12 protein-coding genes are annotated in these 16,131 nt (G+C 70.0%); 9 read left to right on the forward strand and 3 right to left on the reverse strand.

Annotation, left to right across the window (positions count from 1 at the left end; genetic code table 11):
- Nucleotides 1-458 precede the first annotated feature (458 nt).
- On the reverse strand, nt 459-953 hold the full coding sequence (locus ABD658_RS09455) for a hypothetical protein (RefSeq protein ID WP_344684135.1): 495 nt from the start codon (nt 951-953) through the stop codon (nt 459-461).
- 318 nt (nt 954-1,271) lie between these two features.
- On the opposite strand from ABD658_RS09455, the gene ABD658_RS09460 reads away from it, so the two are divergent.
- Nucleotides 1,272-1,730, forward strand: a complete 459-nt coding sequence (locus tag ABD658_RS09460; protein ID WP_170922616.1) for a 23S rRNA (pseudouridine(1915)-N(3))-methyltransferase RlmH — start codon at nt 1,272-1,274, stop codon at nt 1,728-1,730.
- Entirely contained in the window at nt 1,723-2,484 is a 762-nt protein-coding gene (locus tag ABD658_RS09465; RefSeq protein WP_344684138.1) for an NADPH-dependent F420 reductase, read from the forward strand. The genes ABD658_RS09460 and ABD658_RS09465 overlap by 8 nt, the downstream gene beginning before the upstream one ends.
- Before the next feature lie 78 nt (nt 2,485-2,562).
- Here the strand turns inward: ABD658_RS09465 and ABD658_RS09470 are convergent, their stop codons facing one another.
- Complete coding sequence (locus ABD658_RS09470) at nt 2,563-2,976, reverse strand: hypothetical protein (RefSeq protein ID WP_344684140.1); 414 nt, start codon at nt 2,974-2,976, stop codon at nt 2,563-2,565.
- A 126-nt stretch (nt 2,977-3,102) separates the two neighbouring features.
- Between ABD658_RS09470 and ABD658_RS09475 the strand changes: the two genes are divergently transcribed.
- Nucleotides 3,103-3,708 (forward strand): glyoxalase, encoded by a 606-nt coding sequence (locus tag ABD658_RS09475; RefSeq protein WP_344684142.1) that lies wholly within the window; start codon nt 3,103-3,105, stop codon nt 3,706-3,708.
- Nucleotides 3,709-3,746: 38 nt separating this feature from the next.
- Here the strand turns inward: ABD658_RS09475 and ABD658_RS09480 are convergent, their stop codons facing one another.
- The gene (locus ABD658_RS09480) at nt 3,747-4,976 is read right to left on the reverse strand and encodes an IS110 family RNA-guided transposase (RefSeq protein WP_344744437.1); all 1,230 of its coding nucleotides are present in this window, start codon (nt 4,974-4,976) and stop codon (nt 3,747-3,749) included.
- Nucleotides 4,977-5,354: 378 nt separating this feature from the next.
- Here ABD658_RS09480 and ABD658_RS09485 point away from each other — a divergent pair, with 378 nt between their 5' ends.
- The 6 genes from ABD658_RS09485 (at nt 5,355) to ABD658_RS09510 (ending at nt 15,933) form a co-directional block, all read left to right on the forward strand.
- Nucleotides 5,355-10,418 carry an ATP-dependent helicase gene (locus tag ABD658_RS09485; protein WP_344744369.1) on the forward strand — a complete coding sequence of 1,688 codons (5,064 nt, stop codon included), beginning with the start codon at nt 5,355-5,357 and terminating at the stop codon, nt 10,416-10,418.
- Between the two features lie 9 nt (nt 10,419-10,427).
- A complete protein-coding gene (locus ABD658_RS09490; protein ID WP_344680689.1) occupies nt 10,428-11,150 on the forward strand; it encodes a VOC family protein in 723 nt (240 codons plus the stop codon).
- A 77-nt stretch (nt 11,151-11,227) separates the two neighbouring features.
- Nucleotides 11,228-12,310 (forward strand): pseudouridine synthase, encoded by a 1,083-nt coding sequence (locus ABD658_RS09495; protein WP_344680691.1) that lies wholly within the window; start codon nt 11,228-11,230, stop codon nt 12,308-12,310.
- Nucleotides 12,298-12,930, forward strand: coding sequence for a DedA family protein (locus ABD658_RS09500; RefSeq protein WP_344680693.1), 633 nt, complete (start codon nt 12,298-12,300; stop codon nt 12,928-12,930). The genes ABD658_RS09495 and ABD658_RS09500 overlap by 13 nt, the downstream gene beginning before the upstream one ends.
- Nucleotides 12,931-13,026: 96 nt before the next feature.
- A complete protein-coding gene (locus ABD658_RS09505; protein ID WP_344680695.1) occupies nt 13,027-15,315 on the forward strand; it encodes a hypothetical protein in 2,289 nt (762 codons plus the stop codon).
- 78 nt (nt 15,316-15,393) lie between these two features.
- A complete protein-coding gene (locus tag ABD658_RS09510) occupies nt 15,394-15,933 on the forward strand; it encodes an NUDIX hydrolase family protein (RefSeq protein WP_070162639.1) in 540 nt (179 codons plus the stop codon).
- The last annotated feature ends 198 nt before the right edge of the window (nt 15,934-16,131 follow it).

Raw genomic sequence — 16,131 nt, forward strand, 5'->3', positions numbered from 1 at the left:
TGTGCTTGCCCATGCTCGTGGCAACGCCGCTGCCCTCGGCGTCGAGGCCTGCACTGGTGTCAACGATGTCGCGAGACAGGTGTCAACTATCACTACCAGCAGGGTGTCAACGATGTCGTGAGACAGGTGTCAACTATCACTACCGGGACCCCGCGCCAGAGAGTGTCAACTACGTTCTGAGACTGGACACCCCCGCCTCCGCCAGATGTGAGATGCCCCGCTCGGACTGATCCGAGCGGGGCATCGTCGTCTGCACCGCGCGCGTCGTCCCCCGCTAGACGTTCCGACGACCGCGTTCAGAGAATCTTCGGTTCAGCTCAGGCTCGCGCTCAAGAACGGGTCGTAGCGTAGGGAACGCCTCATGGAGGTGCGAGTGATTCGGGCCCCCGGGCTGACCTTCTGCAGCGTCCCCCCTCAGCGCTGGTCAGCCCGGGGGCCTACTCTGCGCACGGCCGCCTTCAGTCGTCTCGCCGTGACAGCAGCTCACGGAGGCGATCTGTCACGGTGATCGCATAGCCGACGGCTTTGAGGCGGTCGGCAGTGACCGTCAGTCCGATGTCGCGGACGAACAGCGCCAGCTCGTCCCAGCCGTGTTCCTCGTCGGACACCGTCCCGTCGGCTCGCACCTCGGGGCCCGTGGTGGCGCGTACTTCGTCGATCACGTCCTCGAGGCTCAGCCCTGCCGTCGGGTCCTCCTCTGGCGCCCTTCCGTCGGTGTACCTGATGGACGAGAGCGTGAATCCGAGGTCCCGCAGCAGTACAGGTCGCCCATCGTCCAGCTCCACGAACTCGGCGATGTCGAAACGGACCGAAGGATCTCCCACACGCGGCACCCGCTCCAGATCGCACACCGCCCCGAGGCCCACGACGACCTCATCGCCGGACAGGGCCGGCCGATCCATGAGAGGCCTCGTCGGGCGCCCGAGGCCGTCCGGCAGGGGTGCGAAGTGCATGCGGTGGGGACCTCTCCGTGGGTTGAGTCGACCAGTGTGAGCCAGTCTTCCAGAACCCTCGGTCCCGGGACGGCACATGCTCACCGCCGGGACGAGGTCCGACGTCCAGACGACCCCCAGCTCAGCTCAGGCTCGTACTCAAGAACGGGCCGTAGCGTAGCGATCACCTCATGGAGGTGCGAGTGATTCGGACCCCCGGGTTGGCCTTCTGCAGCGTCCCCCTCAGCGCTGGTCAGCCCGGGGGTCCTCTCTGTGCGGGATCCCCTCACCCGTCGTCTTCTGGACGCCCCTCCAGCGCCCCGCATAGGCTCATGGCTCATGAGCATCAGCGTGGTCGCCATCGGCAAGAAGCATGAGAAGTGGGCTGTGGACGGCATCGAGCGGTACACCCAGCGCCTGCGCAAGCCCTATGACCTCAGCTGGAAGCTGCTTCCCCACTCCTCCCGAGACGGCGAGGCCGCCCGCGCCGAGGAGTCCGGGCGCATCCTGGGAACCATCAAGCCGCAGGACCACGTGGTGCTGCTGGACGAACGCGGCAAGAACATCGACTCGCCTGCCCTGGCGAAGCATCTGCAGAGCCAGTTCGACCTGGGCCACCCGGTGGTCCTGGTGATCGGTGGCGCCTACGGGGTCGATCATGAGCTGCATGCGCGCGCGGATTTCGTCTGGTCGCTCTCCAAGCTGGTCTTCCCACACCAGCTGGTTCGGATGGTCCTCGCCGAGCAGGTCTATCGGGCCCAGGAGATCTCAGGAGGAAGGCCGTACCACCATGTCTGAACCCACTCCGTCTGAACCCACCCCGCCTGAGCACAACCCAGAGCGGCCCTCCGATGTCAGCCAGGACGACGACGTCGCCCGCGGGCCCGACGGTGAGTCTCTGCTTCCCCCGGTGGTGGGGATCCTCGGCGCAGGCCGGGCGGGCACCGCCTTCGCCCGGGCGCTGCTCGCCGCAGGCTTCGCGGTGGACATCTGTTCCACCCGGCCGCCGAAGGCGCTGCGCCACCACCTGAAGATCTACGCACCCGGGGCCACCGCCGTCGATGCTGAGGAGGTGCCCGCGCGTACCCGGCAGCATCCGCGCGGCATCGTCATCCTCGCGGTGCCGCAGGAGGAGCTCGATGAGCTTGACCCCGCGCTGGTGGACGGCTGCGTGCTGATCGATGCGACCAACACGTGGCAGGACGAGCTGCTGCCGCCCTGGCTGCAGGCCGCCGTGGACGAGCAGCTGCCCACCTCTCTGGCCATCGCCGGACGTTTCTCCGGCGCGCGGGTGGTCAAGGCGCTCAACCACGTCGCTCACACCGAATTCGACGACGACGCCGCCCGGGGCCTGCCCCTCGACCAGCGTCGCGCCCTGGGTGTGGCCGGAGATGACGACGGCGCCCGGGGCCTGGTCATGGCGCTCGTCTCCGCCATGGGCTTCGACCCGGTGTCCCTCGGGCCGCTGGCCGCCGGACGGGTGCTGGAGCCGGACGGCCCGGTGTTCAACCGGCCCGTTCGCCGAGCGGACCTGCTGCCCTACGCCCGATGAGATGCTGCGGGGCGAGGGTGCGACCGCCGCTGGAGTCGCGCCCAGATCCCACGGAGGCCGGTGCGCCGGCGCCCGCCGTCACCTCAACACAGCCTCGATGCGGCCCAGGGCCTCCCGCAGCGCCTCTCTGGCAGCGGGGGCGTCGAGGGCATGGCAGCTGACGTCGGTACGATCCACCTGTCCCACCACCTGGACCACCATGGTTGAGGAACCAGCGGCTCCCGCTGCGAGCACGGCCAGAAACAGTCTGTCCTCCATGTCGTGACCGACCCCAGGCTGGTCTGATGGCAGGACATCGTCGACGAGCTCAGTCAGTGCCTCCTGACGCTGAACGCTCCACTGCACGGGGAACACGACGTTCAAACCCGCCACAGGAGTCAGGCGTGAACGGAGGGCCGCGGCATTGCCCAGCAGGCTGTCGGCCAGCGCCTGGCGGAGGACATCAGTCGGCAAGGCAGGAGAGGGGGCGTCCTGGATCACGTCACCAGTCATGGACCGATCCTGCTCCAGGAATCTCCAGGCAGCAACCCCTGGGTGACGACGGCGGAGCGTCGCCGAACTCCCGACCGGCCTGCAGCTCTCCGCTCCGGCCGATGCACCGCAGTAGCATCGGCCTCCATGAGCACCATCTCCCATATCCTCATCGAAGCCGCCGACCCCGCGCCCTCAGAGCGCCTCTGGGAGGCCCTCGGCATCAGCGACCGACTCCAGGTCCGGACTTCTGAGGCGGAGCCCGACGGCTTCCGGGGATTCACCGTCTCCCTGGTGGTCCCCGGCCCCTCCGACGTCGACGCCCTGATGGACACCGCCCAGGCCGCCGACGCCACGGTCACCGATCCGGCGTCGAGATCCCTGTGGGGATATGGCGGTGCGGTCCGCAGCGCCGACGGCACCTCGGTCACATTCGCCTCCTCGTCCAAGAAGGACTCCGGCGCTGCCACCGGTGTGCTGGAGCGGCTGATCCTGCAGCTCGGCGTCGACGATGTGGCCTCTACCCGGACGTTCTACACCGCACAGGGGCTGAGCGTGGGGACCAGCTACGGCAAGCGGTACGTGGAGTTCGAGACCGGATCCGTGACCCTCACCGCGGTGAGGAGGAAGACGGTGGCCAAGGTGGCCGGCGTGGATCCGACCAGCTCGGGCGCCCACCGGATGGCGATCGTCGGCGGCATCGGCCCGCTCACGGACCCGGACGGCTTCGTCTGGGAATCGCTCGAGGCCTGAGCCCTCCCCGTCCGGGGGGGGTGCCTCTATGGTTTTCGTCAAGCCGCGAGGGCGTGCCAGGTGCCGCCTCTGATGGTCTCGGGGTCTTGGTAGAAGGTGCCGTCTCGCAGCATGGCGTAGAGAGTGTCCAGACGGCGGCGAGCCAGAGCGATGACGGCCTGTTTGTGAGTCTTCCCAGCGGCTCTCTTCTTGTCGTAGTAGGCCCGTGAAGGCCCGTGGTGCAATGAGGCGAAGGCGCTGGTGAACAGAGTGGACTTCAGTCTCTTGTTGCCGCCGCGGTTGGCGAACTCCCCGCGAATGGAAGTCCCGGAGCGCCGGGTCGTGGGGGCGATCCCGGCGTAGGAAGCGAGGTGCCCGGCAGTCTTGAAGTTCTTGCCGACGACCTCGGTGAGGATTCTGGCGGCGGTCCTGACCCCGATTCCGGGCATCGAGGTCAGGACCTGGGCAAGAGGGTGGGCCTCCACCAGTGCCTCGACCTGGGCCAGCACGTGGGCCCGCTGGGTGTAGAGGTCCTTCAGCTGGTTGGTGAGGATCGGGATGATCGTGGCCGCGGCCCCGGTGCCAGCGACCACCACGGTCTGGGCATCCAAGGCTTCGAAGATCGCCGCGGTGAGCTTCTCAGCCAGGCGAGGATTGTGCTTCTTGATCCTGTTGCGCACATGCCCCCGGCCAGCGGCCTTGAGCTTCTGCGGGGTCGGCCAGACGGCCAGGGCATCGAGGACCCCGTAGTGGTGCAGGTGCGATCCGATTGCTCGCTCCAACCCGGGGTGGATCTGGGTCAGCAGCCCGCGCAGCCGGTTCCGGGTCGCGGTGGTCTGGCTCAACAGGTCATCATCGAAGCCAGCCAGCACCGCCAGCTCGGCGATCTGTTCATCAGAGGCGGCGATCTGCCGCAGCGCTGAGGGCATGGTGCGGGCTGTCTCGGCGATGATGAATGCATCCCGGGCATCGGTCTTGGCCGAGCCGGCGTGCAGGTCAGCCACCCGGCGCATGGTCAGCCCCGGCAGGTAGGCCACTTCGACCTGCTCCATCGTCTGGGCCACGGTGACAGGCAGCGCTCCGATAGTCGCTGGTTGGTCGACCACCAACAATGCTGGCCCGTGGTCCTTGGTGAGTTCGTTCAGCAGCTGCCGCAGCTTGGTCTCGTCATTGGGCAGGGCCTTGTCGTAGACCTTCTCGCTGGTGCGGGTCAGTGCGGTGGCGTGATGTTCGGCTTTGCCGACGTCGAGGCCGATGAACACCTCGACATCCTGCAGGATCCAGCCCATGGTCTTCTCCCGTCTCTGTGAACCGTGACGGCCACCGGTCGGGGTGCCGGGCCCGTCGCTGGCCGGATCCAGCACCGAGGTGTCGGTGTGGTCAGTAGGGCGGGTCATGCTCGGCATCCACGTTAGGAAACTAGCCCTCCGCCTGCCGGGGCAGGTTGGGGCTGTCGTGCCTCTATCAGCGATCCACGATCCACCCGTGACCGGCCTCTGGGTGACAACACCCCCCCGGATCATGACTGCGACTGGGGGCAAATGATCATGCCCAGAGACCGGACCGGCCAACACTGCTCATCCTGCCGGAGAAGCAGCGCCCTTAGAAGCTAACGGGGACCAGCAGGCCGCGCGGACGCGTCAGCTCTCCTCGATACAGTGACGTCCATGGATGCCTCACGCGATCTGAGGGAAGCGCTCGCGCCCTTCACCGCGCCCACCCGGGAGTGGTTCACCGCCTCCTTCGGAGCGCCGACCGCCGCGCAGGCCGGCGCCTGGGACGCGGTCTCCCAAGGTCGCCATGCCCTGGTGGTCGCGCCCACAGGTTCCGGAAAGACCCTCTCCGCGTTCCTCTGGTCGGTGGACAGGCTCTTCGCAGAGCCTGCCGAGGGCACCACGGTGCTCTACATCTCCCCGTTGAAGGCCCTCGGGGTGGACATCGAACGGAATCTGCGCAGCCCGCTAGTGGGCATCGCGCACACGGCGCGCCGCCTGGGCGAGGAGCCCGCCGAGATCACGGTAGGGGTGCGCACCGGAGACTCCACCTCCAAGCAGCGCCGGGATCTGGTGCGCCGGCCCCCGAACATCCTGATCACCACCCCTGAGTCGCTGTACCTGATGCTGACCTCCCAGGCCCGGCAGACGCTGAGCGGCATCTCCACGGTCATCGTGGACGAGGTGCATGCCCTCGCCGGCACCAAGCGGGGCGCCCACCTGGCGGTGTCCCTGGAGCGGCTCGACGACCTGCTGGACTCCCCCGCCCAACGCATCGGCCTCTCCGCCACGGTGGAGCCCCGCGAGGAGGTCGCACGCTTCCTGGGAGGCCGGCAGCCGGTGGAGATCGTCGCGCCGCCGGCGGAGAAGCAGTGGGACATCACCGTCTCGGTTCCAGTGGAGGATCTGGCCAATCCGCACGGCCCGCTCCCCGGTCAGGATCCCGACGTCGCGGACTGGGACGGGCTCGCTGAGCTCACCGACGGCAGGCTCACCGACGGCGGGGGCGCCCAGCCGCTGCAGCCCTCCGTCTGGCCGCATGTGGAGCACAAGATCGTGGACCTGGTCGCCGCACGACGCTCCACGATCGTGTTCGTGAACTCCCGACGGCTGGCGGAGAAGCTCACCGGTCGGCTCAACGAGATCTGGCACGAACGGCAGCAGCGACACGAAGCTGGGGGCGATGAAGTCGCTGGCGGCGCTGAGGGCGACGACGCGCCGCCTCCGGATCTGGCCCGTTCCCACCACGGCTCGGTCTCCAAGGAGCAGCGCAAGATCGTGGAGGAAGACCTCAAGGCCGGTCAGCTGCGCTGTGTGGTGGCCACATCCTCCCTGGAGCTGGGCATCGACATGGGTGCGGTGGACCTGGTCATCCAGGTGGAGGCCCCGCACGCCGTCTCCTCGGGACTGCAGCGCATCGGCCGCGCCGGTCACCAGGTGGGTGAGGTCTCGATGGGCTGGTTCTTCCCCAAGCACCGCGGGGATCTGGTGTCCACCGCCGTCGTCGTGGAGCGCATGCTGGCCGGGCAGATCGAGGCGCTGCACATCCCCCGCAATCCGCTGGACGTCCTGGCTCAGCAGACGGTGGCCGCCGTCGCACTGGACTCGCTGGACGTGGAGCACTGGTTCGAGACGCTGCGGCGCAGCGCACCGTTCTCCTCCCTGCCGCGCTCCGCCTATGAGGCCACGTTGGACCTGCTGGCCGGGAAGTACCCCTCCGACCGGTTCGCGGAGCTGCGGCCGCGCATCGTCTGGGACCGCGACGCCGGCACCCTGACCGGCCGCCCCGGCGCCCAGCGTCTGGCCGTCACCTCCGGCGGCACCATCCCGGACCGGGGCCTGTTCGGCGTGTATCTGGCCGGCGGCGAGGAGTCCGGTTCCGCGCGGACCGGAGGGCGACGGGTCGGAGAGCTGGACGAGGAGATGGTCTATGAGTCGCGGGTGGGCGACGTCTTCGCCCTGGGCGCCACCAGCTGGAGGATCGAGGAGATCACCTTCGACCGAGTGCTGGTCACCCCAGCCTTCGGGCAGCCGGCCTCCCTGCCGTTCTGGCGCGGTGACGGGCTGGGACGTCCCGCGGAGCTGGGTGAGGCGCTGGGGCGGTTCCACCGGGAGGTCCACACCGAGGACGACGACGCCGTCGGCGCCCGCCTGCGCGCACTCGGCATGGATCTCTGGGCCCGGGAGAACCTGATCCGGTACCTGGCCGAGCAGCAGGAGGCCACCGGCACCCTGCCCTCGGACACCGCCCTGGTGGTGGAGCAGACCCGCGATGAGCTGGGCGATTGGCGGATCATCCTCCACTCTCCCTATGGCATGCAGGTCCATGCGCCATGGGCGCTGGCGGTGGGCGAACGCCTGCACGAGCGCTACGGGCTGGACGGCTCGGCGCTGGCCTCCGACGACGGCATCGTGCTGCGGGTGCCGATGATGGACGACGATCCCCCAGGGGCGGAGCTGTTCCGGTTCGAGCCTGAGGAGCTGGAGGAGATCGTGACAGCTCAGGTCAGCTCCTCGGCGCTGTTCGCCGGGCGTTTCCGGGAGGCCGCTGCGCGCGCGCTGCTGCTGCCGCGGCAGAACCCGGGTCAGCGCACCCCGTTGTGGCAGCAGCGGCAGCGGTCCTCCCAGCTGTTGGAGGTCGCCTCCGGGCACCAGGACTTCCCGATGATCATGGAGGCCATGCGGGAAGTCCTGCAGGACGTCTATGACATGCCCGCACTGCTGGAGGTGATGGGCCGAATCGGTCGACGGGGCATCCGGATGGTCGAGGCCACCACCCAGCGGCCTTCGCCGTTCGCCCAGTCGATCCTCTTCGGCTACATCGCCCAGTACCTCTATGAGGGCGACTCACCGCTGGCGGAGCGGCGCGCGGCCGCCCTGTCGGTGGATCCGGAGCTGCTCGGCGAGCTGCTGGGCCGGGTGGAGCTGCGAGACTTCCTGGACGCCGGCATCATCGCCGACGCGGTGGCCCACGCGCAGCGTCTGGCACCGTCACGGCGACTGCGCGGCAAGGAGGGGGCCGCAGATCTGCTGCGCCTGCTGGGACCGCTGAGCGCCGAGGAGCTGGCGGCGCGCCTGCGCGGGTCCGAGGCCGAGACGCCGACAAAGGATGACGAAGGGTTCGCGGAGGTCCCGGACGCACCCGCCTCGGACGTGGCCGCCGCCCGGGACCATGTCGAGTCGCTGGTGGCGGCGCAGCGGGCGTTCCGCGTGCGGTGGCGCGGAACGGAGCGCTATGCCGCGGTGGAGGACGCCTCACGCCTGCGTGACGGCCTCGGCGTCCCTCTGCCGCCGGGCATCCCTCAGGTCTTCCTGGATCCGGTCGAGGACCCGCTGGAGGACCTGGTCTCCCGCTACGCCCGGACCCATGGACCCTTCACCACGGAGGAGGCCGCCGCGGAGCTGGGACTGGGGGCCGCCGTCGTCGCCGGGGTGCTGGAGCGGCTGGCCGATCAGGCCAGGCTGGTGCGAGGGCTGTTCCGCCCCGATGTGGAGCCGGACCGCATGGCACCGGGCCAGTCCGAGTGGTGTGAGGTGGAGATGCTGCGCCGCATCCGCCGCCGTTCCCTGGCCGCTCTGCGGGCCGAGGTGGAGCCGGTCCCGCCACGGGCCTTCGCCCAGTTCCTCGCCGAGTGGCAGTCGGTCACCCCGCAGACCCGCATGGAGGGACAGGGAGCCCTGACGGAGGTCCTCGCCCAGCTCTCCGGCGTCGCCGCGCCGGCCAGCGCCTGGGAGGCGTTCATACTCCCTGCCCGGATCCGGGACTATCGCCCGTCGATGCTCGACGAGCTGGTCAGCGCCGGGGAGGTGGTGGTGGCCGGCCGGGGGGCCCTGTCCGGGCACGACGGGTGGGTCGCCCTGCACCCACGCGAAGACGCCGAGGCGGGCCTGCTCGTGCGGGCCGACCACACGCCCACGGCGCTGCAGCGCTGGATCCTGGAGATCCTCGACGACGGCGGCGCCTGGTTCCCCGAGGCGCTGGCCCACCAGCTGGCTCGGAGACGCCCCGCCGAGACCGCGGACGCCGGTGGTGAGGGTGGAATCGATGCTGCCGACGAGGCCAGCGCCTCCGGTGACGGCGAGCCCGTGAGCACATCGGCTGAGAAGGTCTCGGAGGCGCTCTGGGAGCTGTTCTGGGCAGGACGCGTGGTCCCGGACAGCTTCTCCGCGATCCGCGGGATGTTAACCGGCGGGCGGACGGCGCACAAGGCCACCGCCCGGCCCACGCGGAGTCGGCACACCTCGCGTCGCATGGCGCTGCGTCAGGCGGTGGAGGCGCGCCGGTCGCTGCGCGGCGTCTCCGCCGGTGCCCGGACTCCGGGGGGCCGGGGCGCACCCGGCCAGCCCGCGGGCGTGTGGTGGTCCTCCGCGCCCGGGGCCGCGGACGGGTCCGCGGCCGAGCAGCAGGCCACCCTGGCCTACGCCCGGGCGGAGATCCTGCTGGACCGCTACGGCGTGGTGACCCGCGGCTCGGTGCTCGCCGAGCAGCAGACCGGTTCCCCTGGGACAGGGACCGCGCCCGGCGCGTCATCCGGGACGGCGTCCGGCCTGTCATCCGAGAGGGTGCGCGCCGTCTCGCCGCTGTCCGGAGGCTTCGCCGCCGTCTACAAGGTGCTCGCCGCCGCGGAGGACGCCGGGCAGGTGCGTCGCGGCTATTTCATCGAGCAGCTCGGTGCCGCCCAGTTCACCACCTCCGCCACCATCGATTCTCTGCGGGCCACCGCCGACGCCCTCGAGGACCGGGCGGCCTCTGAGGCCTCCCCGGGACCCTCCGGGACCACGCACGGCACCCGCTCCGCTGACCACCCTGGCGGCGGGCCGCGTTCCGCCTGGGAGCACTCCTCCCCCAACCCGGTGGACCCGGAGACCGCCCGAGAGGTGTTGGTCCTGGCGGCCACCGACCCGGCCAACGTCTACGGCGCCGCCCTGGATTGGCCCGCCCTGGAGGACAGCCGACACCGTCCGGGACGCAAGGCCGGCGCCGTCGTCGTGCTCCACCGCGGCGAGCTCCTGCTGTACATGGAGCGGGGCGGCCGGACTCTGCTGGTGTTCACCGAGGAGGAGCACCTGCTGGAGGCCGCCGCGCAGGCGCTGGTCGAGCGCCTGCGCCAGGTCCGCACCGGCCGCGTGGCCGTGGAACGTGTCAACGGGCAGCCGGTGCTCGGCACCCGGCTCGGGGACGCCCTGCGCCGTGCAGGTTTCCACTCCTCACCGTCGGGGCTGAGGTTTTCCGGTTAGGCTGATGCCATGACTCTCTGCCTTCCGTTCCTGATGTTCCAAGGTCAGGCCCAAGAGGCCATCGACCTCTACCTGGAGACGTTCCCGGACGCCGAGCTCATCGAGATCCAGCACCACCCCGAGGGGACCGAGATCTTCGACGCAGGCAACGGCGACGAGGACGAGGTCGCCGAGGTCGAGGAGGACACGGCGAGTGAGGAGCACGAGGGCGCCCCGGCCGACGAGACAGACCTCGAGGCCGATGACGACACCGATGACGAGGGCGGCGTCGAGCATGACGACGCCGAAGGGACGGCCCCGGACGAGGGCGACACCTCAGCGGGCGACGGCGCTGGGACGCCCACCGACGAAGACCCCTCGCCGGCCACCGGCACGGACCTGACCACGGTGGATGCCGAGGCGACGCCCGCGGCCCCCACCCGGCTGGTCGCCACCGCCCAGGTGCTCGTTGGTGGACAGGTGCTGATGATCCAGGACAGCCTGGTGCGGCACGAGTTCAGCTTCACACCGTCGGTCTCGGTGGCCGTGGTGGTGGACACCACCACCGAGTTCGACGAGATCGTGGAGAAGCTCAGCGAGGGCGGCAGCTTCCTCATGGAGCCCGGCGACTACGACTTCGCGAAGAACTTCGCCTGGGTGCAGGACCGCTTCGGCATGTCCTGGCAGGTCAACCACCCGCTGACCGCACCCGACGAGAACATCGCCCAGGCCCAGGCCCCAGACTGGGGCTGAGCCCGCAGCCGCAGGCGGCTCGGCGACGGCCGAGCCGCCGGGTTCGGCGTGCTCAGCTCAGACGGTACGCTGGTTAAGTGGCTCAGACGTCTCCCCTCCCCGTTCGCGACGGGGTCAATGCCACCCGCCTGCGGCTCCCTCGCACCGGCCCCTGGGAGACCATCCACGACTACGTGCTGGAGACCTTCGGCCACATCGACCACGGCGGCATCACCCGCAGGTTCGACGACGGCGAGGTCGTCGACGCCGCAGGCCGGCCGTTGACGACCTCCACCCCGCTGGGTGCCTGCGAGTTCCTCTGGTACTACCGATCCGTCAGCGACGAGCGTCCGCTGCCCGTGACCGAGGAGATCCTCCACGAGGACGAGCACCTGGTGGCGGTCGACAAGCCGCACTTCCTGCCCACCACCCCGGCGGGCCGATACGTCCAGGAGTCCCTGCTGGTGCGCCTGCGCCGCCGCCTCGACCTTCCCGACCTCGTTCCGATCCACAGACTGGACCGGGGCACCGCCGGCGTCGTGATCTTCTCCAAGGAGCCCAGCACCCGTGGCGCCTATCAGCTGCTGCTCGAGAACCGGCAGGCGGACAAGACCTATGAGTGTGTCAGCGCCCTGCCCGCCGAGCCGCAGCACCAGCTGGGGTCCAAGGATGGTGGTCCCCCGTCGTTCGCCTCCCGGTTCCCGCTGACCGTGCGCAACCGCATCACCAAGACCAAGGGCGTCGTGGTCTCCGAGCTGCAGCCCTATGAGGTCGCCGACTCCGGCAGACGCCCGCAGGATCGTCGCGCCCCGAGGCGCGGTCGCCGGCGCACCACTCCGGTGCCCGGGCCCAACGCCTCCTCGCGCATCAAGCTGCTGAGCACCGGCCGGAACCGAGCCGGGGACGCCGTCGGGCACTTCCGGCTGATCCCGCACACCGGCAAGACCCACCAGCTGCGCGTCCACATGGCCCTGTTGGGACTGGGCATCCTGCACGATCGCTTCTACCCGGAGCTGCTCGACGACGCTCCCGACGATTTCGACCGCCCGCTGCAGCTGCTGGCCCGCACCCTGAGCTTCATCGATCCCCTCAGCGGGGAGCCCAGGACGTTCACCTCCCGCCGGTCGCTGGTGGAAGCACCGACGACGAACCCCCTGGAGGCAACCCCGTGGACGGACTGATCGCTGCAGCCCAGGCCCTGGACGACCCTCAGCTGCTCGAGGAGTGGGGCTGGTGGTACTTCGCCGCGCAGCTGATGGCCGTGGCGTTCACCGCCTTCGTGCCGCCCTTCCCCTCCGAACTGATGGTGATCGCCTCCGGGTCCATGGCCGCCGAGGGGCTGATGCCCCTGGGCCTCGTGCTCGCCGTGACCACGCTGGGCTGTCTGCTGGGCGACATCGGCGTCTACCTGCTGTTTCGGTACCAGCTGATCCGGGTGCTGCACCGGTGGAAATGGGGACGGCTCATCCACCGCAAGCTGCTGCGCCTGTCCATCAGAGCCGGCGGGGCCTCCACCTGGGTGGGGCTGCTGCTGATCCGAGCGATCCCCGGCGGCCGCTGCGCCTCCATGGCCACCGCCGGCATGATGCGGCTGACCTGGCCGTTCCTCGTGCCGCTCGCCCTCGCCGGGGCCGTGACCTGGTCGTTGTGGCTGATCGGGCTAGGTTACATTACGGGAACAACTACGGGACTCCCCCCGTGGGCGAGCACGGTCGCCGCCGTCGCAGTAGGTACTCTGGTGGGGTTGATCATCGCCGTGGTCTCTGCGCGACGGCGACGATCACGTGCGAGTTCGGCCTGAGCCTCGGCAGAGGGCTGCTGGCCGGTTCCGCACGCCTGACACAGCTGGACCTCCGCTGTCCCGCACATCCTGTTCCTCACGAGGGGAGAACGCACCGTGACTGACCGGTCCTCAGAGTATTCACCGTCGGTCACCGCCCCTGCAGAAGAGCACCCCGAGCCGCATCCTGATGAGCTCCAGGGCGCCGACGAGCAGGGAACCGACGAGCAGATCGACGACGAACAGGGCGCCGACGAGCCAGTCGACGAACCTGGCGACGAGGCGACCGCCGACGACGCCGCGGCGGATCCTGGACAGGACAGCGAGTCCGGCGCCGAAGCCGATGCCCTGGAGGCTCCCGCCGAGTCCGGAGTGATCGGCTCGGAGGCCGCCGCCCACGAGGTCACTGAGCCCGCCCAGCACGAGCCCGCCCCGTCCGAGCCCGCGGATCCGACGTCAGAGTCGGACGTGACCGGGCCCGAGAGCGCACAGTCCGACGACGACGGCGCTGCTCGTGACTCCGAGGCGGGCCCCGGCACTGACACGCAGCCGGCAGTGTCCTCGGACACCGGTGAGGTGCGGATGAGCCGCCCGACTCCTGTGCTTCCTCCCGAGGCCCGCCCGGAGGAGAAGGAGGCCGGGCTCAGCGAGTTCTTCGACACCCTGGACGCGCGTTTCGCCGCGGCCACGGAGAAGCTCGCGCACGCCTTCCGCCGGCCCGAGCCCGGGGAGCAGATCGCCGCTCCCCTGGACCCGCGCCGAGCCCAGGGCCATGTGGTGGACCCCGATTCCGACGGGGAGGACGCCCTGGAGGAGCAGGCACTCCCCGAGGACGTCGATGACGCCTGGACCGGGCAGGACTGGTCCCACCAGGACCGGACCCACGACGACTGGCCCGCCCAGGACTGGACGCACCAGAGCTGGACCCCCCAGGCAGAGGCCGACCCTGACGCCGACCAGCACCACGCCGACCAGCCCCGCGCCGACCAGCACGGGCCGTCGGTGGCTGCGCCGCCGACCGCCGTCGCCGAGGACACCGACCGCCCAGCACCGGATGCCGCGACTGATGCCTCCCAGGGGGCCGCAGAGCCGGAGGCCACGGCCCAGGACCTGCCGCCGCACCTGGAGGAGGACGAGACCGACGACGTCGACCTCCCCGACGAGCAGACGGCCTCCGAGCTGGACTCCTACACGCAGCGGGCGCAGGAGCATCCCCCGCTGCCGACGTCGGACATCCTGCCGGACGAGGATGCCACCATGGTCACGCTGCCGCCGATCGACGCCCAGACCGGCGACCCACGCACCAGCCGCATCCCCCTGCCGCGACCGCCCAAGCATGACGGCCGCCCGCTCCCCTGGGAGGCCCGGGAGCAGGAGGCTGAGGAGACGCGCCTGCAGGATGCCAGCGCCGCCCGTCGGCGCGCCGTGATCATGGAGAAGGCCGCCGCCATCGAGGCGGCCACCGGCCACGAGGACGACGACGCGGACGAGTACGCGGATGACGAGGAGGACCTGTACACCTACATCCCGCCGTACAACCTCCCCTCCCGGGACCCCGACCCGCGGCCGGGAGCCGTCGACCTGGCTCGCCAGATCTTCGTCAGCGTCAGTGCGGTGGCCGCGCTGGCCTCCGCGCTGTGGATGCTGGGAGCCTTCGGCGGTCCGGCCATCATCGGGGGCAACGGACTCGAGACCCTGGTGGACGGCTGGTATTCGGGCGACGCCGCGCTGCTGACCCCCGACGCCGGTCACTACTGGCTCTGGCCGGTCATCGCGCTGGGACTGCTGGGACATGCGGTCCATCAGTGGACCACCACACAGATCTCGACTCCCCGGCAGCGTCGCTCGGGCTGGCTGGTCGGCATCGCCTCGGTGATGATGCTGGTCTGGACGGCCGCCGTGCACGCGGGCATGCTCGCCGTCGCTGTGCTGGCCGCACTGGCCGCGGCCCTGGCCCTGGTGGACGCCGTCCGTCAGTTCACGCTCCATACCGCGCGGAACACCGTCGAGCGCCGCTTCACCGACTCCACGGTGGGGCTGTTCACCGGCTGGGCCCTGGTCGGGGCGATGTCCTCCGTCTCGGCCGCCCTGACCGCCATGGGCGTGCGGATCCCCGGCTTCCCGGCGATCCTTTGGGCCATGATCGGCCTGGTGGTATGCATCTGGATCGCCGCGTTCTACGCCATGACGGAGCGCGGCCGGATGACCATCGCGCTCGGCCTCGGCTGGGGCATGTTCTGGCTCGTGTTCCCCCGTCTGCTCTCCGAGACGCCCTCGGTGTGGGTGGCGATCGGGGCGGCCATGGGCGCCTTCGTGGTCATCCTGGCCACCGAGTCCCGACGGCACCGGATCAATCACGCGGAACGCCGCGCGGCCATGGGCCGCCCGGTGGACGACATCATCTGACACCGTCCGGCATGCTCATCCGGCGTGCCCAGGGTGCGCCCATGGGCGCAGAGGCCCGGGGTGCGGTATGAATGGACTATGAGCGTGCGCACCCCCGATCCCAACCCGGGATGGCTGAACGAGGCAGACCTCTACGAGGCTCGCCGTCGACTCCCCATGGTCTACGTGGAGGCCATCCCAGTCCGCCAGGACTCCCTGGGCTATGTCACCGAGGTCGGGCTGCTCTACACGGCCGATGACGACGGCCGCTTCTACCGCACGGTGGTCTCCGGTCGCGTGATGTACCGGGAGACGATCCGGGCGGCCCTGCTGCGGCACATCGAGAAGGACCTCGGCTCCCTGTGTCTGCCGCAGATCCCGCCGTCGCCGACACCCTTCACCGTGGCGGAGTACTTCCCCTACCCGAGCGAGACCGGGCTGGTGGACGACCGGCAGCATGCCGTCTCCCTGGCCTACGTGGTCCCGGTCTCCGGCGAGTGCCAGCCCCGCCAGGATGCCCTCGAGCTGTCCTGGCTCTCTCCGGAGCAGGTGCTCAGCGACGAGGTCCAGGGAGAGTTCGTCGGCGGACGCGGTCAGCTGGTCCGCCAGGCCCTGGCGCACGTCGGCTTCGCCGGCTGACCGTCCTCCTCCGCGGCACCCGGGCGGCTGACGTCGCCACTTGCCCCCGCGCCCTCCCTTCCCCCGCCCTCCCCTCCCGCTGAGTTGGTCTGGAGTTGTGGATACTCGAATCGATCGAGCCGAGTACCCACAACTCCAGACCAACTCACCGCTCCTCAGTGATCGCTGACGCAATATGTCTTGACATTAGAACATCCA

Origin of the sequence: Nesterenkonia aethiopica (genome assembly GCF_039534665.1) — a bacterium.
Lineage (GTDB): Bacteria > Actinomycetota > Actinomycetes > Actinomycetales > Micrococcaceae > Nesterenkonia > Nesterenkonia aethiopica.